22 protein-coding genes and 1 tRNA gene are annotated in these 24,125 nt (G+C 42.2%); 17 read left to right on the forward strand and 6 right to left on the reverse strand.

Going from position 1 to position 24,125, the window contains the following annotated elements; all coding sequences use genetic code 11:
* The first annotated feature begins 119 nt into the window (after window positions 1-119).
* A complete protein-coding gene (gene radD, locus PAG01S_RS10800; RefSeq protein ID WP_010248344.1) occupies window positions 120-1,874 on the forward strand; it encodes a DNA repair helicase RadD in 1,755 nt (584 codons plus the stop codon).
* 176 nt (window positions 1,875-2,050) lie between these two features.
* Complete coding sequence (gene rplY, locus PAG01S_RS10805) at window positions 2,051-2,335, forward strand: 50S ribosomal protein L25 (protein WP_003854168.1); 285 nt, start codon at window positions 2,051-2,053, stop codon at window positions 2,333-2,335.
* A 118-nt stretch (window positions 2,336-2,453) separates the two neighbouring features.
* Here the strand turns inward: rplY and yejK are convergent, their stop codons facing one another.
* Window positions 2,454-3,458 (reverse strand): nucleoid-associated protein YejK, encoded by a 1,005-nt coding sequence (gene yejK, locus PAG01S_RS10810; protein WP_010248346.1) that lies wholly within the window; start codon window positions 3,456-3,458, stop codon window positions 2,454-2,456.
* Window positions 3,459-3,616: 158 nt separating this feature from the next.
* On the opposite strand from yejK, the gene PAG01S_RS10815 reads away from it, so the two are divergent.
* The 11 genes from PAG01S_RS10815 to PAG01S_RS10865 all read left to right on the forward strand — a co-directional run bounded on the left by PAG01S_RS10815 (window position 3,617) and on the right by PAG01S_RS10865 (window position 14,198).
* Window positions 3,617-3,844, forward strand: coding sequence for a YejL family protein (locus tag PAG01S_RS10815; protein WP_010248348.1), 228 nt, complete (start codon window positions 3,617-3,619; stop codon window positions 3,842-3,844).
* Between the two features lie 22 nt (window positions 3,845-3,866).
* Window positions 3,867-5,621: an LPS biosynthesis-modulating metalloenzyme YejM gene (yejM, locus tag PAG01S_RS10820; protein WP_022625056.1), complete on the forward strand. Its 1,755-nt coding sequence runs from the start codon at window positions 3,867-3,869 to the stop codon at window positions 5,619-5,621.
* 73 nt (window positions 5,622-5,694) lie between these two features.
* Window positions 5,695-5,771 (forward strand) — tRNA-Pro (locus tag PAG01S_RS10825).
* A 214-nt stretch (window positions 5,772-5,985) separates the two neighbouring features.
* The gene (locus tag PAG01S_RS10830; protein WP_062758592.1) at window positions 5,986-7,233 is read left to right on the forward strand and encodes an integrase domain-containing protein; all 1,248 of its coding nucleotides are present in this window, start codon (window positions 5,986-5,988) and stop codon (window positions 7,231-7,233) included.
* A 275-nt stretch (window positions 7,234-7,508) separates the two neighbouring features.
* Window positions 7,509-8,456 carry a reverse transcriptase domain-containing protein gene (locus PAG01S_RS10835; RefSeq protein ID WP_062758595.1) on the forward strand — a complete coding sequence of 316 codons (948 nt, stop codon included), beginning with the start codon at window positions 7,509-7,511 and terminating at the stop codon, window positions 8,454-8,456.
* Between the two features lies 1 nt (window position 8,457).
* Window positions 8,458-9,780 carry an AAA family ATPase gene (locus PAG01S_RS10840; protein ID WP_062758598.1) on the forward strand — a complete coding sequence of 441 codons (1,323 nt, stop codon included), beginning with the start codon at window positions 8,458-8,460 and terminating at the stop codon, window positions 9,778-9,780.
* A 103-nt stretch (window positions 9,781-9,883) separates the two neighbouring features.
* The gene (locus tag PAG01S_RS10845; RefSeq protein ID WP_062758601.1) at window positions 9,884-10,480 is read left to right on the forward strand and encodes a hypothetical protein; all 597 of its coding nucleotides are present in this window, start codon (window positions 9,884-9,886) and stop codon (window positions 10,478-10,480) included.
* A 66-nt stretch (window positions 10,481-10,546) separates the two neighbouring features.
* Window positions 10,547-11,257 carry an ankyrin repeat domain-containing protein gene (locus PAG01S_RS10850; protein ID WP_062758603.1) on the forward strand — a complete coding sequence of 237 codons (711 nt, stop codon included), beginning with the start codon at window positions 10,547-10,549 and terminating at the stop codon, window positions 11,255-11,257.
* Window positions 11,258-11,765: 508 nt separating this feature from the next.
* Entirely contained in the window at window positions 11,766-12,986 is a 1,221-nt protein-coding gene (locus tag PAG01S_RS10855; protein WP_245006272.1) for a relaxase/mobilization nuclease domain-containing protein, read from the forward strand.
* A 243-nt stretch (window positions 12,987-13,229) separates the two neighbouring features.
* Window positions 13,230-13,814 (forward strand): DUF4755 domain-containing protein, encoded by a 585-nt coding sequence (locus PAG01S_RS10860; RefSeq protein WP_062758609.1) that lies wholly within the window; start codon window positions 13,230-13,232, stop codon window positions 13,812-13,814.
* A gap of 3 nt (window positions 13,815-13,817) precedes the next feature.
* Entirely contained in the window at window positions 13,818-14,198 is a 381-nt protein-coding gene (locus PAG01S_RS10865; protein WP_062758612.1) for an SEN1984 family lipoprotein, read from the forward strand.
* Between the two features lie 70 nt (window positions 14,199-14,268).
* Here the strand turns inward: PAG01S_RS10865 and PAG01S_RS10870 are convergent, their stop codons facing one another.
* From PAG01S_RS10870 to PAG01S_RS10885, 5 genes are read right to left on the reverse strand one after another with little or no spacing between them, the layout of a single operon-like run.
* Window positions 14,269-15,297: a hypothetical protein gene (locus PAG01S_RS10870; RefSeq protein ID WP_062758615.1), complete on the reverse strand. Its 1,029-nt coding sequence runs from the start codon at window positions 15,295-15,297 to the stop codon at window positions 14,269-14,271.
* Entirely contained in the window at window positions 15,284-17,194 is a 1,911-nt protein-coding gene (locus PAG01S_RS10875; RefSeq protein ID WP_062758618.1) for a DUF3696 domain-containing protein, read from the reverse strand. Before PAG01S_RS10875 ends, PAG01S_RS10870 begins: the two co-directional genes overlap by 14 nt.
* A gap of 29 nt (window positions 17,195-17,223) precedes the next feature.
* Window positions 17,224-17,820: a 7-cyano-7-deazaguanine synthase gene (locus PAG01S_RS21690; protein WP_073970666.1), complete on the reverse strand. Its 597-nt coding sequence runs from the start codon at window positions 17,818-17,820 to the stop codon at window positions 17,224-17,226.
* Window positions 17,813-19,015, reverse strand: a complete 1,203-nt coding sequence (locus PAG01S_RS10880) for a PfkB family carbohydrate kinase (protein WP_062758621.1) — start codon at window positions 19,013-19,015, stop codon at window positions 17,813-17,815. Before PAG01S_RS10880 ends, PAG01S_RS21690 begins: the two co-directional genes overlap by 8 nt.
* Window positions 19,016-19,024: 9 nt before the next feature.
* The gene (locus tag PAG01S_RS10885) at window positions 19,025-19,336 is read right to left on the reverse strand and encodes a hypothetical protein (protein ID WP_062758624.1); all 312 of its coding nucleotides are present in this window, start codon (window positions 19,334-19,336) and stop codon (window positions 19,025-19,027) included.
* A 1,159-nt stretch (window positions 19,337-20,495) separates the two neighbouring features.
* Here PAG01S_RS10885 and PAG01S_RS10890 point away from each other — a divergent pair.
* From PAG01S_RS10890 to PAG01S_RS10905, 4 genes are read left to right on the forward strand one after another with little or no spacing between them, the layout of a single operon-like run.
* A complete protein-coding gene (locus PAG01S_RS10890) occupies window positions 20,496-21,566 on the forward strand; it encodes a hypothetical protein (protein ID WP_140417635.1) in 1,071 nt (356 codons plus the stop codon).
* Between the two features lie 3 nt (window positions 21,567-21,569).
* Window positions 21,570-22,421, forward strand: coding sequence for a DMT family transporter (locus PAG01S_RS10895; RefSeq protein ID WP_062758630.1), 852 nt, complete (start codon window positions 21,570-21,572; stop codon window positions 22,419-22,421).
* Window positions 22,418-22,876 carry an NUDIX domain-containing protein gene (locus tag PAG01S_RS10900; RefSeq protein WP_062758632.1) on the forward strand — a complete coding sequence of 153 codons (459 nt, stop codon included), beginning with the start codon at window positions 22,418-22,420 and terminating at the stop codon, window positions 22,874-22,876. Before PAG01S_RS10895 ends, PAG01S_RS10900 begins: the two co-directional genes overlap by 4 nt.
* Window positions 22,869-23,978 (forward strand): DegT/DnrJ/EryC1/StrS family aminotransferase, encoded by a 1,110-nt coding sequence (locus PAG01S_RS10905; RefSeq protein WP_062758635.1) that lies wholly within the window; start codon window positions 22,869-22,871, stop codon window positions 23,976-23,978. Before PAG01S_RS10900 ends, PAG01S_RS10905 begins: the two co-directional genes overlap by 8 nt.
* Window positions 23,979-24,125: the final 147 nt, after the last annotated feature.

Consider the following 24,125-nt stretch of genomic DNA (forward strand, 5'->3'; position numbering starts at 1 on the left):
AACGGCCTGGTTAACCGTTGAAAATGTGCGGGAAGTATAACGTGATCCGCGCCAGCCTGACAGCGCGTTTACCGCACTTTCATGGCATAATTACCCCCAGTTTTGCAAAAGTGAGCATCATGTCTTTTACCTTACGCCCCTATCAACAGGATGCGGTGAATGCCACCGTGGCGCATTTCCGTCGTCATCAACAGCCTGCAGTCATTGTGCTGCCGACCGGAGCCGGAAAGAGCCTGGTCATTGCCGAGCTGGCACGGCTGGCGCGTGGCCGGGTGCTGGTGCTGGCGCACGTCAAAGAGCTGGTAGCGCAGAACCACAGTAAATATCAGGCTTACGGGCTGGAGGCGGATATCTTTGCCGCCGGACTTCAGCGTAAAGAGAGTCAGCGCAAAGTGGTGTTTGGCAGCGTGCAGTCAGTGGCGCGTAACCTCGACCAGTTCGACAGCGCCTTTTCACTGGTGATTGTCGATGAGTGCCACCGTATCGGTGATGATAAAGAGAGTCAGTATCAGCAGATCTTTAATCATCTGCGTCAGCATAATCCGCAACTGCGTTTACTGGGCCTGACCGCCACGCCTTTCCGGCTGGGTAAAGGCTGGATTTATCAGTTCCACTATCACGGCATGGTGCGTGGCGACGAAAAATCGCTGTTTCGCGACTGTATCTATGAACTGCCGCTGCGCTACATGATTAAGCATCAGTTTCTGGTGCCGCCGGAGCGACTGGATATGCCGGTGGTGCAGTATGACTTCAGTCGCCTGACGGCACAAAGCAGCGGCTTGTTCAGCGAAGCCGATCTTAATCGTGAACTGAAACAGCAGCAGCGCGTGACGCCCCATATTATCCGTCAGATCGTGGAGTTCGCTGAAGATCGGCTGGGGGTGATGATTTTTGCCTCAACGGTTGAGCATGCGCATGAAATTTTGCGGCTGCTGCCCGCTAACAGCGCGCTGGTGTCAGCCGAAACGCCTGCCAGAGAGCGCGATGCTCTGATTCTGGCCTTTAAGGCGCAGCAGCTGAAATTCCTGGTTAACGTGGCGGTGCTGACCACCGGGTTTGATGCTCCGCACGTTGATCTGATTGCGATTCTGCGCCCGACCGAGTCGGTCAGCCTCTATCAGCAAATCGTCGGACGCGGCCTGCGGCTCTCGCCCGGTAAAACCGACTGTCTGATTCTCGATTATGCCGGTAATCCGCACGATCTCTTTACGCCCGAGGTCGGCGCGCCCAAAGGGGCCAGCGACAATCAGCCGGTACAGGTTTTTTGTCCCGCCTGCGGTTTCGCCAACACCTTCTGGGGCAAGGCGACCGAAGATGGCATGGTTATCGAACATTTTGGCCGACGCTGTCAGGGCGTGCTGGAAGATGATGAGGGCGAGCGCGAACAGTGTGACTTCCGCTTCCGCTTTAAAAGCTGCCCCGACTGTGGCGCAGAGAATGATATTGCCGCCCGGCGCTGTCACCAGTGCGACAAAATATTGGTCGATCCTGACGATATGCTCAAAGCGGCGCTGAAGCTTAAAGATGCGCTGGTGCTGCGCTGTGGCGGCATGACGCTGGAACAGGGCCGTGATGCCAAAGGTGAATGGCTCAAGGCGACCTATTATGACGAGGAAGGCACCAGCGTCAGCGAACGGTTTCGTCTGCAGACACCGGCCCAGCGCAAAGCGTTTGAACAGCTCTTTATGCGCCCGCATCAGCGCGCGCCCGGCGTGCCGCTGGGCTGGCAAAGCGCCGCTGACGTGCTGGCGCTGCAGCCGCTGCTGCGTCATCCCGACTTTGTGGTGGCGCGGGCCAAAGGTCAGTTCTGGCAGATCCGCGAAAAAATGTTCGATTATCAGGGTCGCTATCGCCGTGCCAATGAGCTGCGCTAATGAGCGCTATCGGGTCCGGCTAACCGGATGCCGAGCCCGGCTGGCGGGTATATCGTTTGCTACCACCCGGCATAACGGCTATACTGCCGCCCGCTTTTGCATGTGCATCAGCGGTATTGAATAACCAGCCTGTTACTGGGTCGCCTGTAGCAGGAATTAAATAAAGAGATATATTAATGCTCACTATCAATGCAGTAGAACGTAAAGAGCAGGGTAAGGGTGCGAGCCGCCGCCTGCGTACAGCAAACCGTTTCCCGGCCATCATCTACGGTGGTTCTGAAGCGGCTGTTGCCATCGACCTGGATCACGACTCCGTAATGAACCTGCAATCTAAGCCAGGTTTCTACGACGAAGTGCTGACCCTGTCAGTTGACGGTAAAGAAACTAAAGTGAAAGTTCAGGCTGTTCAGCGTCACCCGTTCAAGCCAAAACTGTTCCACATCGACTTCGTTCGCGCTTAATCGCGAACTTCGTTGAAAGCAGAAGGGCCGGTTGCGAAACCGGCCCTTTTCTTTTGGCGCTGCCCGGTGAAATGATCGCCGCGTGCAGGGAATGAAAGCCGGGCTTAGCCCGGCTTTTTTATTTACTGCTGGTACGGCGCTGCAGCTGATCGCGCAGATTGGGTGGTGTGCCCTTAATCGTCAGGGTGTCCGTTGCCGGATCCCAGAAAATGCGTTCGCCCAGCAACATCGCATCGAAGTTCAGGGTCAGTCCCCCGCCGCTTCCGGCAAACTTCGTCAGCTGGCGCAGGGTACTGCGATCCGCCGGAAAGCTCTCTTCCAGTTCATACCCCTGCTCCTGGGTAAAGGCCTGGAACGTTTTTTCACCCAGTGGTGGCAGTTCGCTCGACAACTCTTCCAGCGCAATCTCCTCGCCCGCCTGCAGCTGCTCGTTGCAGTAGCTGTAGACCTGCTGGCGATAGTTCTGCCGCTCCTGCTTATCCAGTTCCGATTCGTTGCAGTAGTCATCTACCGCCTGCAACAGACCGCGGTTCTGCGCCTTGGTGTCTAATCCCACTTCGGCACCCAGGAAATCCATAAAGAAGTCAGCCACTTTACGTCCGACGCGGCCACGCAGGAAAGTCAGATAACGGGTCGATTCCGGGTTAGTTTCCCACTCGGTTAAATCGATGCGTGCCACGATGTCGGCATGATTGATGTCAAGATAGTGGGTGCTGCTGATATCCATCTGCTCGTTGACGCGCATGCTGGACTGGCTGTTCAGCACCGCAATCAGCAGGTATTCCACCGCCAGATAGCGGTAGTGAATAAACAGCACCACGCCGCCTTCAGCGAAGGGGTATTTTGCAAGCTCATCGCGCAGACGACCGGTCGCGGCACGGCTAAAAGCGAGAAAATCATCGTTGCCCTTACGACAATTACGCAGCGCTTCTGCCAGTTCACTCTCTGCATTGAACAGGCCATAGGCTTTGCTTTTTGCGCTATAAACCCGGTGTAACTCCTCCACCATCGCGTTGACCGTGTTGGTGGCAGGCAGCAGCGAATCGCGCAGCGCCAGTTCAAGCTGGTTTTCATCGCGTTTGATTAACTGATGCAGGGCAATCTGGTCGATATCCAGACTCATGGTAGACTCTCCTTTTAGCACAGGCGCGTATTCAAACACCGCCAGCATCGGCTTTCAACTCCATGCGTATAGCGAACGCGCTGCTTTCGATAAAATTGCGGTAAAAAGTGCGCTGTTCCGGTAATATATCGCCTTTTGAAATGAGCTTAGACGACGATATGGCACAATCATCCCGTTACAGTGACGAACGCGTGGAACAACTCCTCGCGGAAATGGCCCAAATCCTGCACAAGGACAAGGCCCCCACCGATCTCTCCCTGATGGTTCTGGGAAATATGGTGACCAACTTAATTAACAGCGATGTCGCTCCGGCGCAACGTCGTTCACTGGCACGATCTTTCGCCGATGCCCTTCAGGCGTCTGTGCGTGACGATAACGCCCATTAATTGGCTGATTTGACTTCATAATATGGTAACCAACCGGCAGCGCTACCGCGAAAAAGTTTCCCAGATGATCAGTTGGGGTCACTGGTTTGCTCTGTTTAACATCTTATTCGCGCTGATTTTAGGCAGTCGCTACCTGTTGGTCGCCGACTGGCCTTCTTCGCTGGCGGGGCGCATCTACGCCTATACCAGCTGGGTTGGCCACTTCAGTTTTGTTGTTTTTGCCGCCTATCTGCTGATTATCTTCCCGCTGACCTTTGTGGTGATGTCGCAACGGCTGATGCGGGTGTTGTCCGCGGTGGTCGCTACCGCCGGGCTGACGCTGGTGATGGTCGACAGTGCGGTGTTCAGCCGCTTCCACCTGCACCTGAATCCGGTGGTGTGGGAGCTGGTCATTAACCCTGATCAGAGCGAGATGGCGCGCGACTGGCAGCTGATGTTTATCAGCGTGCCGCTGATTTTCCTGGTTGAGATGCTGTTTGCGACCTGGAGCTGGCAGAAGCTTCGCAGCCTGAATCGCCGTTCGTTTGGTAAGCCTGTCGCCGCCCTGTTTATCAGCGCCTTCTTTGCCAGCCACCTGATGTATATCTGGGCCGATGCGAATTTCTATCGTCCGATTACGATGCAGCGTGCCAACCTGCCGCTCTCCTACCCGATGACTGCCCGCCGCTTCCTTGAGCGTCATGGTCTGCTGGATGCCCAGGAGTATCAGCGTCGGCTGATTCAGCAGGGCGACCCGGAAGCAGTGGCGGTGGAATATCCGCTGAGCGAGATTACTTTCCGTGATGCCGGCACACGCAACAACCTGCTGGTTCTGACGGTCGATGGTCTGAACAACGCCACGCTGGCCAAAGCGCTGCCGGAGCTTAATCAGTTCGCCAGCGAGAACGTGCGTTTTACCCAGCACTACAGCGCGGGTGATACGCCGGAGAAAGGGTTGTTTGGCCTGTTCTATGGGATCTCATCCAGCTACATGAACGGTATTCTGGCATCCCGAACGCCGTCGGCGCTGCTGGGCGCGCTTAGCACCCAGGGTTACCAGTTTGGCCTCTTCTCCTCAGAAGGCTTTAATCCACCGCTCTACCGACAGGCGTTGCTGACTGATTATTCACTGCCTGCAACGACCAGCCAGCCCAACGCCAGTACTGTGGCGCAATGGCAGAACTGGCTGGAGAAACAGAACGGTTCACAGGCGCCGTGGTTCTCATGGATTGCCCTGAACGGCCCGGACGTCACCGGCGACAGTGCAAAAGCGCGTCAGCGCAGCTATCTGCGCCAGGCTCCTGCCGTTGATGAGCAGATCCACGCGGTGCTCAGCAGCCTGCAGGCGCGTGATTTACTGAAGAACACGGTGGTGGTGATTACGGCGCAGCGTGGACTGGCACTGGATGGCAATCCTGACAGCGCCGGAAACCGCCAGACGCTGCAGGTGCCGTTAGTGATTCACTGGCCTGATACGCCCGCACAGACCGTTGATCGCCTTTCTGATCATCAGGATGTGATGTCGACGCTGATGCAGCGACTGCTGCATGTGCGGACCAATCCAGTGAACTACTCTCAGGGTGAAGATCTGTTTGCTGCGCGCCGTCGCCATGACTGGGTCGTCAGCAGCGAAGAGAATAAGCTGGTGATTACCACGCCGCAGGTGACGCTGGTACTCAACAATAACGGCAGCTATCGCGCTTATGATGCGCAGGGCAACGCCCTGAAAGATCACAAGCCAGAACTGGCGCTGCTGTTGCAGGTATTAACTGAAGAGAAGCGGTTTATCGCTAACTGATTAATAATCAGGCAAATAGCCGGCAGGTATCTTGCATTAATGGTGATAACCAGTAGACTAATCCTCCAGTGTTCGGCACGTAGCGCAGCCTGGTAGCGCACGGTCATGGGGTGTCCGGGGTCGGAGGTTCAAATCCTCTCGTGCCGACCAAATTCTCCCAACGTTTTGTCTGGTGAAGTCCAGAGAGAACCATAAAAAACAGTTTAAACAGTAGGTTGTTGAAACCTGCTGTTTTTCTGTTGTCTAGTGAAATCCTGATTGATACAGTGGAATCCACCTGATTTAGGCATACTCATGGGCATACGTTTCTAAGACTGCCTTTTGATATGCCTAAGCCTTCCGAGGAACAGAATGGAGACTGCTCATGGCAAGACAGACCAAGCCCTTAAACAATACCGAAGTGAAGAACGCCAAAGCTGCTGGACGAGCATTGGTTCTTTATGACGGGGATGGTCTGGAACTGCAGGTAACTCCCGGAGGCTCAAAACTCTGGCGGTTTCGTTATTACAAACCCTTCACTCGTAAACGGGCTATGATCAGCTTTGGTTCATACCCTTCCGTTTCGCTTTCCGAAGCCCGCCAAAATCGTGAATCAGCCCGCGCTCTTCTCAGGAAAGAAGTTGACCCTCAAGAGCACAAAAAGGCAGAGCAACTTCGTCAGAAGAGTGTGAGTGAAAGTACGTTTGAAAAAGTTGCTGCTGAGTGGTTTAAAACCAAAGAGGCAGCAGGATTAACAACTCACACTCTTAACGATATCTGGCGTTCAATGAGTAAATATGTGTTTCCACATATTGGCTCTATGCCTATTTCCAGCATTACAGCCCAACAGTTCATTGGATCCCTTAGCCCAACTCATGCGGCAGGCAGACTCGAAACTGTTAAAAGGTTGAGTCAGCGTATTAATGAGGTTATGGATTACGCTTTGAACTCTGGCTTAGTGACTTCAAACCCAGCGGCAAAAATCGGTAAGACGTTCCATAAACCAAAAGTAAAACACCGCCCCGCCCTCTTACCTGAACAGCTACCTCTGCTTATGAAGAAGCTCGCATTTGCGAGTATTGGCAGACAGACGCGCTGTCTTATCGAATGGCAGCTCCTTACAATGACACGACCGGCAGAAGCGGCGATGACACGCTGGGATGAGATCAACTTCGAGACAAAGGAATGGTGCATCCCTGCCGGTCGCATGAAAATGAAACGCATGCATATTGTTCCGCTATCTGAGCAAGCTCTTGCTGTGCTAGAAGTTATGAAGCCAATCAGCCAGCACAGACCACACGTTTTTCCCGGTTACCGCAATCCACTAGAACCAATGAACAGTCAGACAGCAAACATGGCGTTGAAGCGCATGGGCTTCAAAGATGTCCTTGTTGCGCACGGTATGAGATCCATAGCTTCAACAGTTCTTAACGAGAAAGGGTTTCAACCTGACGTCATTGAAGCAGCACTGGCTCACATTGATACTAATGAGGTCAGGAGAGCTTACAACCGTTCTCAGTATTTGGAACAACGAAGGGAGATGATGGTGTGGTGGGGCAAACATATCCAACTGACTTCATTAGGTACAATGGCAATGTCAACCTTAGCAGAGTTGACAAAAGATCTCGCATAAACTAGATTGTAGTTATGCTGTCTGACTAGAGGGTATTCCCCAGTCACAATAGACGGCCTCTACAGGCATTTAGGTACGTTACTCGCCCCTTTTAGGAGTTTAAAAACTTCTTTAGGGGCTTTGTAATTTTTAGTACCTATAGTTTTTCTGAACCTTCCGCACCTCCTCGTAACCTCATAATTTTCTATTACAATCTTTTCAACCATTAAAAAAAACTGTACTTATCCTTTTAGGAAGGTATCATCTTCTTTAAAACTCTTAAATCAGAATTAACCATGGATAAATATTATTTAGAGCACACATTTAATGCGTATTGTGATGGTAAGATTGATTTCAATGATTTTCTTAATATTGAATTAAAAACAAATATAGAAGAAATCAAAGTTGAAAAACGTGAAGTCGTAAAATGCAGTGAAAAACTAAAAAGAATCCATTCTTTTTTCAATCAATTTATATTTGATAATTTAGAAATACAAGAAGACTGTGTCTTTTCATATCGAAAAAATGTTAATGTTCTTGACTGCATTGCCCCTCACTCCAAAAATAAATTTATTTTCAAAACTGACATACATTCTTTCTTTCATTCCATTTCAAAAAAAACAATACACAACTGTATTTTCACTCAAATTGACAACCAACCATTATCCGACATAGAATCCTATTTAGACCGAATTTGTAATTTAGTAACTTATAAAGATAGATTGCCTCAAGGCTTTTCAACTTCACCTGTATTGAGCAATGCTGTTTTTAATAATTTCGATATAAAAATAAAAAAGCATTGTAATAGAAATAATATGATCTATTCAAGATATGCTGATGACTTACTAATTTCATCAAACAATTATCTTGATAAGGAGGAATGTATACATGATATCGATAACATTCTTAATTCTTGCTTTGAACAAAAATTCAAGATAAATACCTTGAAGACAAAGTTAATAAAAAAAGGCAAAAACATGGAAGTTATGGGAGTTCAGATCCATCCTGATGGCTCTCTTTCTATAGGTAAAAGATTAAAAAATGAAATTGAAACCAAACTATATCTTTTTTTAAAAAACCAAAATGATTTTGTTTCATATTCAAGCCTTGATAAAAATCATGCTATTGCCAGGCTTTCCGGTCAACTAAACTATATAAATACTATCGATCCTAAATATATCGATAAACTAAAATATAAATATGGTAATTCTTTAGTGGACCTTTTTTTTAGGAAGGCAATCTAAAATGAACCTAAACATTAAAATCGAAAACATACAGCACATTGTTTCTATGGAAGTAAAAATTGATCTTCATAATTATAACATGGCTTGTATAGTGAGTAAAAATGGGGTAGGTAAAACAACGCTTTTAAAAGCTTTTTCTATGCTCTATAGACCTTCAATAATTAAACAAACTTGCCCGACGGGAATAATATCTGAAGATAGCAAAATAGAGATATCAATTGACGATAGTATTTATAAATTCTTTTACTCTCCTGTTATTGATTATCTTGAATCAAAAGGGTTTGTAAGAACTAATAAAACATACAGTCTTGAGCTGGCAACTCCATTTGGAGATAGGTTTCAGAAATTCTCAAAACTAAGCGGCCTAGATGATCAGCTAAGAACGAATGTTTTGATAAAAAATTATCAAACCGCAAATGAAATGAGTGATTTTTTGAATTCGATTTATGAAAATACGAAATTCAAAGAGCTAAAAACAACTATGATCGACGGAGTTGATTATTACTTTCTTATTGCAAAAAATGGACGTTATATAAGGGAAGATCATTTTAGCACAGGTGAATACTTCATAATTAATCTGTACCGCCATTTAAGCTCGACAAAAGACATATTAATAATTGATGAAATAGACACCTCTCTGGATGCAGCTGCACAAGTTCGATTAATTACGCACATCAGAGAAATGTGTAAAAAAAGCAATAAGAAAATAATTTTTACATCGCACTCACTCGCTTTACTAAGAACATTGCAAGAAGATCATGAATTACTTTTATTCCTCGAAAATGAGGAAGGATTTGTTAAGGCAACACCATGCTCATATAATTACGTCAAAAGTTCCATGTATGGCTTTGTTGGTTATGATAGATATATTCTAACTGAAGACATTGTCCTTGAAAAATATCTTATTAGGATTCTTTCTACAATTAAAAGCAAAAACTCGTACAAGGTTATATTCATAGGCGGTTGCCAGGGAGTAATTTCTCTAATGGATAGAAATAAGCATCAACAATTCCTCTCAAACCCAAAAAATGTCATTTCCATACTTGACGGGGATGTTAAAAAGGAAATATTAGGTGAAAAGACAAACATCCCTAATATATACTTCATTCCTTTCGACAGTATTGAAAAAGAACTATTTAAGAAATACAGAGATAGAACAAGATATAAATTGCCTAAAGTTGGTTATCGAAATTCGGGTGCCAAACATATTTTCGAAAAATTATCGGACAAATTATCTTTTGATAAAATAATTGGGATTGTTGAAAAAGGTCACAGACAAGAAATTGATTCTTTAAAAAAAATCCTGATAGAATTCATGAGATAAAGCGTTTCGAAATTATACGCGAGGAGATTTAACTTCTTCAGTTGGAAATTTAAATAACCAAAAATCAGCCTGTTACATATAACATTTATCGAAGGAATAAACAATGGATTATACATTTAACATCGTTGAAAATACCGATAAAAAAAATCAAAAAAGTTACCAAGTTTTTGATTCCTTTAATACGTTTCTTGGTTCCTTCAAAGAAATTAGTTTAGCATACGATTTGATAAAAAGTTACTTAAAATATTTTGGAAGTGTTTATTCAGATTCTTATGGTAACGTAGAAAAGCGATTAAAGGAAGTCGAGTATCATAAAAAAAACTTGGAAGGAATAAATTTAAACACTTTCATTATTATTGATGAAGTTACAAATTCTTTATTATCTGCAAGAAAAAACAACAATAAAGAAAACTCACCCTCAGAAAATAAAGCTGTTTTTTCTACCTCGTCAATTTCATTGAACGATCATTTTAAATACGTTTTCGATGAACCAAGCATTAACGAAGTACATAAAGAACTTCTTAGCGAAATTATTAATGACATAGATATTCAAGAAGATTACCCTTCTGAAAGTTTGCGGAAAAAGCTTTTAAAAACATTCAAAGATGATGAGATCACTAGTTATTTTCCTCTTATATCCAATGTCCCCCCAGAAAATGAATCTACCGAATACAAAAAAAATCTTAAAAAATCCATTTAATTTATAATAACTATTGACTTCTCCTTTTTATATATTATTAATTTAATAAAAAGGAGATTTTAAAAAGTGTCAGAAAATTCACTCAACTCAATACATTCAATTTTTTCGGAAGTGGTCAAGCAATATAGTAACCCCCAGCTTAAAAATGAAAAAGGGCAGAATCTAATATTCAGGGATTATGTCTGGAACATAAAAGATCTAGAACATTTAACAAAAAATGGTTTTAATATCAACAGCATTGACAACTTCGGTAAAACACCCATTTTCTATTGTAAAGATAAAATTCAATTCCGATTACTTTTACTTTATGGTGCTGACCATCAGCATGTGGACAATCAAGGAAAAAATCTTTTGTTTTATACCAATGAAACTAAAAATGTAGAATTGATGTTGAAATTTGACATTAATACAAGTATATCAGATAACAAAAATCGCTCCTTCCTATCTTATGAACTCTTTCATACAACCCCGCATATATTTTCAGAACAGCTTGCATCTACTAAAATAAGAGAGGTCGAAGTTTTTCAAATTTACGAGAATACGCACCATTGCCTAAATTTATTAAATAATCATAAAATAAAAATTCATATCCCAAAGAAAGTTCACTTGCATTTTGACCCCTTATCAAACCCAGTGCCGTTTGAAAATTTTAGAAGTGGTTTGACAAAAGCAACAATCCATCAAGATACAAAGTTCACTTTCTATTCTAATGATAGTAATATTTGTACTATATATAGTTTGAAATATTTAGATAGAGCTATCAGCAGCAAGGGCTAACTCAGCGAAGCTGAGTTGCCTTGCTTTTTCTGCCCTTCGGTTGAAAAAGGAAAGTCAAAACCCACATCGTTGACATAATTTATTTATCGGTTATAAATAGATCAGGCATAAGGAATATGCTTATATTTAGAATATGGAGCTTCTATGAGAGATATATACCACCCTCCCCTTGCAAAAAAACTACGCATTCATTGCGTCAGCGTTAGACTAAATAACTCAGAGCTTAATACTTTAGATCATGAACGTAAACAACACGCCAAAGGCGAATGGCTTCGCATGTGTTTGCTTAAGAACCATGTACCTGTTGTCCCAGAAATCAACAGAAGCGCATGGAAAATGTTCGGTGAGATTAATCACAGGCTTAACGAGATCCTAAACCACCTGAATGCTAAACAATCATGCAATCCGCTGACTAAGACAGAGCTCTTTGCTGTGAAGCGGCAAATCAGTGAACTTCGCTCTCGCCTACTTTCCGCTGATCTATGGAGTCCCCCCTCTAATGAAGGGCATGCAGAAGATCAAACGAGGTAAGAGTTTCGCTGGAGTTGTTCTATACACGTTAAAGTCAAAAACGCACCATAAAAGCGACCCGGTGGTCATAGGGGGCAACATGCTTGGCGCTTCAGCAACCAACCTGATTGCTGAGTTCACTGCTTCGGATTCACTACGAACAGACGTGGCAAAACCGGTGTGGCACAACTCACTTCGCCTGCCACAAGGGGACTCCCTCACAGAGGAGCAATGGGCTACGTTTGCTGACGACTATATGAGGTGTATGGGATTCAGTGACACTCACCTACGTTGTTATGTCCTACATGACGATGAGGCCGGCCAGCACATTCATATCATTGCGAGCAGAGTGGATCTTATTGGAGGAAAGCTTTATCTCGGTAGAAATGAAAACCTGATCAGTACGCGAGTAATTCAGGAGCTTGAGTTGACTCATGGCCTGACCAGAACTAAAGGCCCCTCTCCTTCACCTGTCAGAGAGCGCAAGAAGCTATCACGTGGCGAGCAACAGAAGGAGAAGCGTGAAGGTCAGCCAACGGCCAAGACGTTCTTACAAAACACTATCGACGAGATCCTTACGAGTGCCAATGATATCTCGGGCTTCGTTGAAGCACTTGCTGAGAACGGTATAGCGACTATACCCAACATTTCCTCCACGGGCCGCATGAATGGTTTCTCATTCGAATATGGAGGAATTGCTTTCAAAGCTTCCCAACTGGGGAAGACCTACTCATGGGCTAACCTGCAAGATAAGCTTCGCTACGAGCCTGAACGTGACAATCCTCTGCTCTTTGCCTTGAAAGCTTCAGCTATGGGAGGTAATGAGACGAGTGATTCAGTAACAGAAGATACGAAGGAGGATACTATGCTGTCGCTACCGGCTTCGTTAGAGTCAGAAATTATTGCACCTCATCCCCAGCAGGAACATAGAGTAGAGACAGCGAAAACTTGCGAAGCATACACTTTTGCCAGCATTGTGCTTACAGCACCGGGACAGGGCAACAATAAAGACTACCTCATGACGGAAGTCATAAAGTGGCTACTAAGCATTCCTTACCTCGGAGCATTCGTAAAATTGCTCAAAGAGACAGGCAAAACGTTTCTCCACAGAAAATCCTTATTTTCCATTATCAGCGCTGTCAGCTCAGCCGAGCCTGACGTTAAAACCTCAAATGAAACAACAGAAGACTTCATAAAAAACCCATATACGCCTAACTAACCAACCCTCTGAAGAACATCATCTTTCCTGCCTAACCACTTCTAAACACAAAAAAATTGATCGTTTTTACAGATCAATAAAGTTGTTTATGATAGATTATACCTATCAAATAGGATCTATCGATCGGTACAAATGATTTGCTTAAGTTTTGAGCTTGCTCAAAAATGCTCAGTAAAAGCAGTGACCAATCAGCTAGTTACAGACATGACTATCTTCCACTATTGGTTTTAAAAGGGATTCAACATGAGCAGCATGAGTATGAGAAAACCCTCTTACTTCCGTTCAATCAGAGTCTGGTTCACAATCGGCGTAGCCGTTTTAATCGTCCTCAAGTCAAAACCCACTGACGCCATGGGAATGCTTGTTCTGTGGTGTATCCCCGCTTTTTTCTTACTCGTGACAGCTGGTATTAGCTATAAGCATAAGAAAGATAACGTCTCAACTTTCGATAATTTCAACGAAGGCAATGACGGCTTCTGGAGCCATGAATTCAGAGACTCAAAGCTGTTGCTTAACGAAAAGCAGCAAACTATTACTATCAAAAATGGTGCTAACGAAAAAACGTATCCGTTTAGCTCAGTAATCAGTTGGCATTTCAATCTCGACTCAGGCGGATATGACGGCGGCTTTGGTACCGGCGCTATCAGACAGCAGAACCTGAATAACTCAGGCCTTTTTATTGAAGTAAAGGACGTCATGTTTCCCGTGTGGCAGGTGAAGTTTTACCCGCAGAAAGGCAAGTTTCACCAGGATACAGGGTATAACGATGTCAAAATGCAGATTACACGGTGGTTAAGAGTTTTATCTCAAACTATTAATAAGGAATAAATAATGAAAGCTAAGATTGCAGGAGCTTTATTCACTCTTATCCTTTTGTCAGGTTGTGCGTCAACAGCAGGGAATCAATCAATTAAAAATGAGACGCAGCAAAGTATTGCGTCAAAGATCTTCAAAGGTCGAACCACGAAGGAAGATATTCAAAAGCAGTTCGGTGAACCTACTCGTAAGACAACCGTTGATACCAATGAGGACATGTGGTTTTACTCAATCATGAACTCGAATATGTCAGCGATGTCTTACATTCCAATTGTAGGGCTATTCTCGAACGGAACTGATATGAAAAGTAAAAATTTGACTATAACATTCACAGGTGACAAAGTCGAGAACTGGACGTTTAGTGAGAGTAATGATTCGGTTCATAATGGAATCTGAAAGTAAAATGATTAAATCCTCTAAGAGCCGGAGGATTTAATCTAAACATTAAGCAGTTACTAAGAAATACTTAGGGATCAGAAATTATAAGTTCCATTTTTGGTCCAACGTTTGCAAAAATTATCTTGCGAGTCTCGGGATCTGACCAGAACATAAGTCTTAAAGCTTCATGACCTCTAGTCAGGTGGCACCTAAAACCCTTAAGCCCCTCAAAAGTTTTTTGAGTATTTGAGTTTTCTGATATTCTAAACGGTTTAACTTTTAACTCATCGCGTTTACGACATATAGTTTTTATAACTGTATCATATACTAAAGTAGAAAACTGTTGCGTATTAGCACATTGATTATTTATCAATGATTCATAGAAATATTGACCAATGTCAAAATCATCCCATGAAATCAACCTACCTATTTTATTTAAAGATAGGTAGTTTAGTACTCCAAAATAGAATGCTAACTTCAAGCTTTGCGCAGAGTCAGCTCTCTTATAAATATCATAACCGTTAAGCTTTACGATAACATCTTTAACACCACCAAAAACTGTAATATTTTTCTTTATATCAAGTGGTACAGTGCCTAATATCTCAGGTTCAATAAGTAGTATTCCTGTATCTATCTCAATATCGAAGTTTGTGTTGAACATGCTATTTTTTTGAAGCGAAAAAATATAACTTTCCTGCTGTGCTAGAATGGATTGAAATATAACTTTGTGAAACAGATCCTTATAGTGTAATTTTCTAATATCTGAAAGATAAGATAGTATCGGATCAGTAGACTGAGCTTTCCATTCAATCTCATAGTTATCAATAATATTGCTGTATTCAGGAATCGCATTTAGAAGCCTAAATAAAACTCTTACAATATCATTTGCGCTGAATCTTGAATTTATGTCTTGTGAAATTATTTTTTTGAAATGTGCATCTGACGGATAAAAATCAAGAACACGCATTTCTTCAACAATATTACATTCTTTGAAAACCTGAAAACTTTCATCATCAATTAATTCATTAAGTATTCTAAGATCTTCAACATATTTTTCTAAAATATTCCCACTGCAAAACAAAGGCGCAACTAAATATTCAGAGTTAATAATCAGCATTTTTATCCTCCTCTGAAATTCTTTCTTTTTTACTTTTGTTATTAGCCGCTATCAGAATCTTTTCAATTTCCTTATCAGTCTGGTCAAAAAAACCTTCTGGCCAATTTGGTATAGCCCCAAACCTGTTGATATCTACTTTTTCAAAAAAAGAGTTAGATTCAACTTTATTTACGAAATATAAAATATTATTTTTAGTTATTTCTGGATCGGAAGACTGTGCAATTCTAAGCCTTAATCTATTAATAATATATTCACTATGAGTTTCAACAATACATTGTCGCTCCGAAGTGGAAGAGGAAATTATCAAATCGCACAATCTGGATTGTATTTTAGGGTGTAAGTGTAATTCAGGTTGCTCGAAAATAAGAGTGTCATTTCTTTTAGATAATAACAACATGACTATTATAGGTAAAACCTGACTTACCCCCACCCCAACATGACTTAAACCTTGCAGTTTTTTGTCATTAGTATTTTTAACCTTTATATTTAAACCAAGCTCTCCTATATCACCGACCTCAATGTCTGTGATAACTCCTAAATAGGTTAACCAAGAAATGCATGCATTGTGTAAAGTATCTTGTTTTTCTACAAACTTTATATATTGCTCATTATTATATAAAATTGGCGATAAATACGTAATTATTTCATCTTTCTTGTTATATAAGAGTGCAGCTGTGTATTCTCCTTTTAAACCGACAGTTTCTCCATTGTACGGGTTTGTTTCATAAAAAGGGACTGGTCCCTTTCGAAGCGGGCCAAGATACTTTATATTAGTGCTGAATTGATTGTGAAGAATTTTGTTTAATTGAGAAAATATCGGCATCTCATATTCTATTTCAGAAGTGATTTTTTTTGAGTGTTGTAACCAAATCTCCTGCAATAGAGATCGATTCTCGTCTAAAAGAACAATCAATTGCTGACGTTTGTCATATTGTAAATTCGATATAAAATACTGCCATTCTCTTATATGCGTTTTTGTTTTTAAAAAATGTTCGGGAATGTCGGATTGTTTTAATTTGAAGTTTATAGCAATAAAGTTCTCTTTTAAGCTCTCAAGCCCATGAATTAGAACACTTTCAAGCCCGATAAAACGCTTATTGAATTCCTCAGAGGGAACATTAAGCCCATTATTTAAATCATTTAATTTATTTTTAATTAATTCGCAAATTTTAAGCGAGAATTCTTCAGGGATGGTTATATTTGTAAGTTCTCTTTTTTCAACATCTTTAAATGTGCTTTTCTTGAATAAATACTTCTGTTCGTTTACTATCAAAGGGATGATATCTTGGCTAATTTTCTTTGAAACGTTATAAACCAACTTGATTGTCGTTGGTATACATCCATCGAACTTACGAAACTCTGATATTTTAAATTCAGGATAAACCTGTTCTAATTTTTCTTGATCTTCGGTACACAAATCCAAATTGATTAAGGAAGATTGCTTGACCTCAAGTGAAAATTTTCTAATTAAGTCATGTGAGTCACTATCTCTATTAAATGCATCCACTTCAACTCGACTTAACTCGGGGTTAATTCTCCTTTTTTCGCCATCTGATTCACGAATTCCAAATGATAAGCCGAATGAGACTTTATGAATTTCATCACTTTTTTGAATGTCATTCTCAGGAAAAAGGTCGAATGATATTTTTATTTCCTTTGCATCATCTGAATGGCTTAATATATTATCAAACTCACCAAGTTTAACAAGGTTACCATTTAAACTAACCATTCCGCCTTTGAAATCATTAGCTATATTTTGAGCAATTAATAGTACAGCTTGTATAAAAGAACTTTTACCACTACTATTTGGCCCACACAAGAATAGACATGAGCCCATTGCTATTGGATCTAAAGTTTTTAGGGATTTGAAATTATGAATGGAAATATTATTGATCATTTTTACTCCATTATATTATATTGATGAAATCATAGGATATTCAATTCATGAATAACATTGTGGAATTTGTTACAGCCACGGCATTTACCACATGGTATGTTGCTTGTATGACAACTATGCGCCCATAACAAATAACCATGAGGGATATTTGATTTAGTAATCAATTCATGGGTTGTCATTCCAATGGCTGGTGCTTCAAGAATTAAATGACCTTCTTGGAACGCAAGTAGATTAGACATTAATTTAATAAATTCTAATGTTCCATCTTTATGATTAGAATCGCTGCAGACTGTACCAATCAGAAGTTTATCTACATCTTGGCCTATCGCCTTCATTGCAATTAATGTTACCAACATTTGGTTTCGATAAGGCCACCAATCGGTTTCTGGAGCATTTTTATCAGAAGCCTTCCCAGCCATATCACCTGAACCTAAGCTGCTACAATCAACTCTCAAGATATGGTGTTCAATATTGAGTATTTTACAAATTTGAGATGAAGCTTGGATCTCAGCATTGGCTGCTTTTTGTCCATAATCGACAGTGAAAGCAACCTCTGGTTTTTTCCACCATGCAATAGTTAAAGAGTCCATGCCTCCTGATAAAATCAATCCTGTTCTTTTATGCATACGACTCCCAAACTGCTCTGTAAATTGCTGACACAAAGTCTTTAATAATGAAAGTATGTTCCCCAGAAAACATGACTAAATCTTTGTCATCTACATTTTCGTTATAAATGATTACTTTTTTTCCCTTAGCGCTAGCAAACCCTATTTCGAATATTGTTCCACTATCGAGACCATCTAAAATGGCAAATACCATATCTGAATTATCTAAACCTAGGATATCTTCTTTATATATGTAATATTTATCGTTAGTTAAGCCTACATCATGATACGGAGAGAAAACTTCCAATCCCATTTCAATTAAATTGTTCCTAACTTGTTCCACAATCCACAACTGAGCCAAAGTAAATATAGGAGCAGCAAGGTAAACTTTACATTTCTTATTACTGTTGATAATGAGAGGCTTTGGGGCATACAAATTAAGATTTACTTTTGAAGGTAAACATTGTGTTTGGCAATAATAAGATGTAGCTAATGAAGCGTTATAGGCGCTTTCATGCGCAGTTTTGCCTAACAATATCCAATTGAGAGCGAAATGGGCTGAAAAGCAATCACCAGAACCAATTTTCCAGACCTGCTCAGTTAAAAATAAAGGGATTTTTGAAAGTTTCCCATCATTGTAAACCAATGCACCCTTCGGACCTCTTTTTACAACTACAACCTCGGCACTTTCTTTCTCAACGATGTTATATATTACATCTTCTATGCTATTTTGACATTCAGCTTTTGCGAGTGCATATGCTTCTCTTTCATTCAAAACTAAGGCTAAATGTTGTGCTTTAGAACCTGTTTGACGAAAAGATAAAGTTTGAAAAGTATTTTGCGGGTCATATACTGCGTATACTGACTCGGTTCTTGTCTTGCATTCAATCATTCCAAACATCAGAACTGATTCGGTTTGGATAAAGATTTCTGAATTATATTTATTACTACTCGGTGGGATAATATTAGCTAACCCATGTGTATAATTAAATTCCAAAGCTTCATCAGTTTTATGTTGATTAACTGTAAGTTTTCCACTACAAAACTTCGACTCAATTTCAAGGTATTTTTTAAAATCATCATTTACATAAGAGTGTAAATGAATATCGTGTCCCATCTCACATATGGCAATCGCGGCACGTCCTCCAGAACCGAAGATGTAATCCCAGCCTGGATGTAAACATCTTTCACGATAAACACCCCCAATTATTTGCATGCGAGGTCCTTATACAGAATAGATAAAAACTTTGATTTGGCCGTTGTTAATTTCGATTACAGAAGCTTGGTACAATGTACCTCCAGTGAGGCATTTGTACAGACTTTCGTAATACTGAGTAGACGTGACTCCCCCCACTATCTCCCCATCTAAAACCGCACAGATCGAATTATCAATCAAATCAATATCAAGCAGGTCTCCGATCTTTAGTTTCTTTACAACCAAGGGGTTCGGCGAGCGAATATTAGTATAGAATTTAATAACTTCACAGCTATAAAGCTTTGAAGCACTCCCAGATGAAAAACTGCCTGAACCAGACATAGTCAATACTCCTTTTCTGATTTTATGGTTTCAAATAACAATTTGTTCAAAAACACGTAAATTGTCAAGGATTATTAATAGATAACTGCTTAAGACTGGTTTCACGTATTCAAACATAAACCATAGAATACATGCTTATAAATCAATGTATTAGTTAATTACCAGCGATCTTTAACTTGCTGCATCTGGAAAGCAGAATGCAATTGATTCCAAAAAAAATTTATATGACAAGCTCATGCCCTTTGTAAGCAATCTGAAATCTACGACATTAATAATTATGACGATATGACTTATATAGCACTATCAAATTCTTTTACCCCTTCTCTTTCTACGAGCTCCAGATGGCAAATTTGACAACATCGATTTTTCATACTTAACCCTTTCTGCCTGATAAATTCCCTCCGCTTCATGCTCATTATCAATTACGTAATGGATCAAATTCCGATAGAACCAAGTAAGCTCATGTTCATATCCAAGTGTGTCTATGACCCGCTGTGAACTCCCCTTCAGCGCGTTTGAAAGCATTGAGATAATCGTGAAGCGATCAATCAAATGATCATTATCTTGTGTGAGATAGTATTTAATGTAGTAGCCGACGCAGAATAACCAGATATAGCGAATTATCTTGTCCTGTGCAAAACCTGATCTTTTACTCTCTCAATGAGCATCTGCAAAAAAAAATTTTGGCACGATAGTACCTAAGCCAATTTAAATACTTGATATTAGTTTCCACCCACAAAACGCTGAGGATTGATCTAAAAAAACTGTTAACGTTTGGCTTTGTCAAATTTATAGACAAGGAATGAGAAAAATGAACAACCAAAAAAATAAATTGCTATAAACTAACTTTACTTAGTAATGATAACAGATTTGAGAAAAATGAATTAAAGAAAGATGGAGTTAATAGCTTACCATCCTGCTAATTAGCATTTTTACGAATTATTTTTAGCAATCTATTCCATTACACGACTGTGTAAAACTCGAAATTTAATCATAACCCTCGTCATTTTCTATTAATGATATTGACATAATAATGCAACATTTCTACTGAATACTTCCACACCACAAAATGATAAGTAAATGGAATTTATTGATTGAAATGCGGACAGGAAAAATATCATTAAAGATTATCCCGGTGTCTTACTCACTTGAGCACACCATGTCCCACAGCCTCGAACAATACGTAGAGCAAAAACTGCCAGCAGATTTGCTGGAACACGTCGCAGCAAATCGAATACCCATTCGTGTTGAAAACCATGCAGGTACAGGCTTTTCACCAGATCTGATCGATTTCAGTTACCGTCATACGTGCAGAGTAGTTAATAGCTTTAGGCCGACATGGCACACGCACATTGACGAGGAACATAAGGAATCTGTCGTCCTTCGCATCCCATCCGGCTATGACTACATTCGGCATTTTTCATCACTGGTTTTGCATTACCTGAAAGCTCGCATATCACGCCCACAGGATCTAATGACAATTGATTATGACCTGCTTAATGACCGCCGATACCCTGCGCTCACTGGTCTTAACATGCTTGATATTAAACCGGGCGCTCAGGTTGTGATTGGTTGCTGTGATCTACTCATTGAGTATATGAAAGATCAGGTTTTTTCTTTTGAAGAGAATGACTTCTATGCATGCTGGAAAGCCCAGAACAATGTAATTTTCCTGGGCTGCAAGTTTAGCTTCTGGGGTAGGCTTTCTGGCAGTATCGCCCGCTTTCTCTGCGAGCAATTTCAGCCATCAGAAATCATTTATTTTGGAAAGCTGGGAACGCTCACGGCACCGGCAGATATCTATCAGGAAATTTTCACACCTTCTCATTATCAGATGTTTAGCGGTCTGACCCAACTGGGTCCCACTATAAAAATGGAGAATAGTTTTACCGCCTTCAACCCAAGCCACCGTTTAGGCATACATGCATCCGTTCCAACAATCATGGAGGAAACGTTCTCTCAACGTCAACGTCTTGCCATGAACGGCGTTGAGTCTATTGACAATGAAATTGCTTTCATTGCTCGTGAAATTCATCGGTTTAACACCCGAACAGGTTCCCGTGTCAGATATTCGCCGATTCATTATGCAACGGATTACCTGCGCGACATGCACGACTGGTCCCTTCAGGTCCGCCATGACCTTGCGCGAGGCAGATCTCCCTCTTCCCTGCATAAGAAGAAAATCATTATCAGCAGAATCGCTGGAATCATTAAAAACTATCTGTGGTGAATCATGTTTTATCAATTTATGTCTGTATTTCTGAATGCCATTTCCATTTTACTGGCTAAGTTCAGTTTCGGCTGGATCAGTGAAAACGCCTTCCTCATGATTTATGCAGTCACTTTTATGTTGCTGGCGCTGATTCACGCTCGAATGTCTGACATGGTCAGGTATCTGACAACACGAAACGGAATAGCCTCCGCAGTCCTTAACACGCTCGGTACCTGGTGTTTTTATTTGGGTCTGGAGAAGCTGACACCCAGTACGCACTCTTTCATAGCTCGCAGCTACATAATCTTTGGCATGCTCATATCTGTTCTGTGGTTCCGGGAAAAGCTGACGAACGCTAAGGTGCTTGTGCTTGTTACCTGTATTACAGGTGTAGCTCTATCATCGCTGCCAGACACAGAGGGTACAGTTACGCTACAGGCGGTGATTTTTACCCTGCTCTCATCCCTGCTTTTCGCGCTCAATTATGCGGTGCTTAAAAAGAAGACTCAGGATATACACCCCTGCGTGCCACTTGGCGTAAACGGACTGTTCCTGTTTGCACTGGCGATTTTCCTTGGTGCTGGTCAGGGTCAGAAGATGTTTAACGGTCTGGATGTTCAGGGAACAACCTGCAGCGTAGTGAGTGCAGCATTCATTTTTTATTCGATGTTTTCATATATCAAAACAGCTGGATCTGTCGACTTTCATGTCGCCACTGCTTTACGTGCGCTATCGCCCGTGTTTGTTACGCTGATTTCACTACCGTTTTACGGCTATCAGTTTGGCCAGTTCAAGCTGACTGGAGAACTGCTCGTCATCGTTTCGATTATTGCGATGGGAATGACACAAACTATCAACAGGAGAGTGAAATGAAAATTGAACGTGAACGCCCCTACCTGGCCATTTATTGTATCGTCCGCAACGGCGATAAAGTACTTATGCTTCAGCGTTCTAATACAGGATATGCAGATGGCAAGTGGTCTTTCCCTGCTGGGCACGTTGATGAAGGTGAGTCCCTGACATGCGCTGCGAGTCGGGAGCTGAAAGAAGAGACAGGACTGGATCTGGCGCAATCAGATTGGATTTTCCGCACTATTATGCATAGACGCACGGCTGACCGCCGAATCATAGACGTATTTATGGAGGCAACGAACTGGCAAGGTCGGCCTGTAAACACTGAACCCTACAAATGCAGTGCGCTGGAGTTCATTTCACCTGCCAATGCCTCCATTGAACTGGTGGATTACATAACCCCCGTGTTTCATTCATTGTCAGAAAATGTGGTTGAAAATTATCTTGAATGGGGCTGGGGCAATAATAATGATTAAGTCGACAGGGCCTAAATTCATTTCTGAGCGCATGGCAGAAGCATACCAGAACAGCCTTATGAACTACCGGGACTACTCAGGTACCGCAGCTGCTGTAAGAGACTACGAGCTAAAACTGGAAGCCAGGCTTAATGTTAAACATGTCATCGCCGTCTCCTCAGGTACAGCAGCAATCCACGCAGGGCTGGTAGCTCTTGGCGTGGGTAAAGGTAGCCGTGTCGCTGTACCAGCAATCTGTGCGGTTATGACCGTATTACCAGTCCTTCAGCTTGGCGCTACGCCTGTTGTGATTGACACAGATGGCGACTCCTTCTGCCTTGATCCCGAACAATTGGAATCCGAACTTAATAATGGACTGGCAGCCATAATTGCCTGTGGTATGTGGGGTAATCCAGGTACTTCAGAAACTATGCTTTTACTCTCCAGACGTTTCAATGTCCCATTGCTGGAAGATGCCGCACAGTCTTTCGGAGCCTCAACTCCTTGCGGGCAGGAAGGTCTTAAGGGCCACTTAGGTTGCTTTAGTACCCATGAGTATAAGCTGCTCTCAACAGGAGAAGGCGGTTTCGTATCGACAAATGATACGGATCTGGCTGAGCGCCTTCGTGCCTTTATACGACTGGGCTTTGACGGGAATGGATATGGCAATCAGTTCGGTGTGAACTATAAACTGTCAGGTTATCAGGCTATCGCGGGTCTGCATTCGCTGACGGGGCTGGATAATTACCTATCGTCTCGAGAGGCACTATGCTCAGCATGGCTCGAGTCACTCTCTTTGCTTCCCCAGCTTAAATCTTTACCAGTTGCAGATAACGGTAAAGTAGCGCCCTATGCATGTGCTATGCAGTTCAATGATAATACTGACGGGCTGCACTTTGCGGCTGAATTAGCTGCCCTTGGCCTGCTTACAGATCCTTATCGCTATGAACTGAAACCAATCACCTGCTACCCGGTTTTCGCAGAGTATCATCCTGGAGATGATAAACTGCCTAAAGCGATGAAATTTATTCGTCGTCTGCTTATCCTCCCTGTACATGATAATATAAAATCAGCAGATATCGCAGAAGGCTCACGATTGATATCCAGTTTGATAAAAGGCTGATATTTTTCTGCCAGGATAGAATTCTTCATTGGAGACTAGCCTGGCAATGAGCAATCCATGTAAATGCCAACCCAAAATTAGAATAATGACTTAAAAATCCGCCCTCACTTAAGAACTATTTTCGTGTCTTATCTAACGCTGTGAAAT

The organism is Pantoea agglomerans NBRC 102470, from assembly GCF_001598475.1.
GTDB classification, from domain to species: domain Bacteria; phylum Pseudomonadota; class Gammaproteobacteria; order Enterobacterales; family Enterobacteriaceae; genus Pantoea; species Pantoea agglomerans.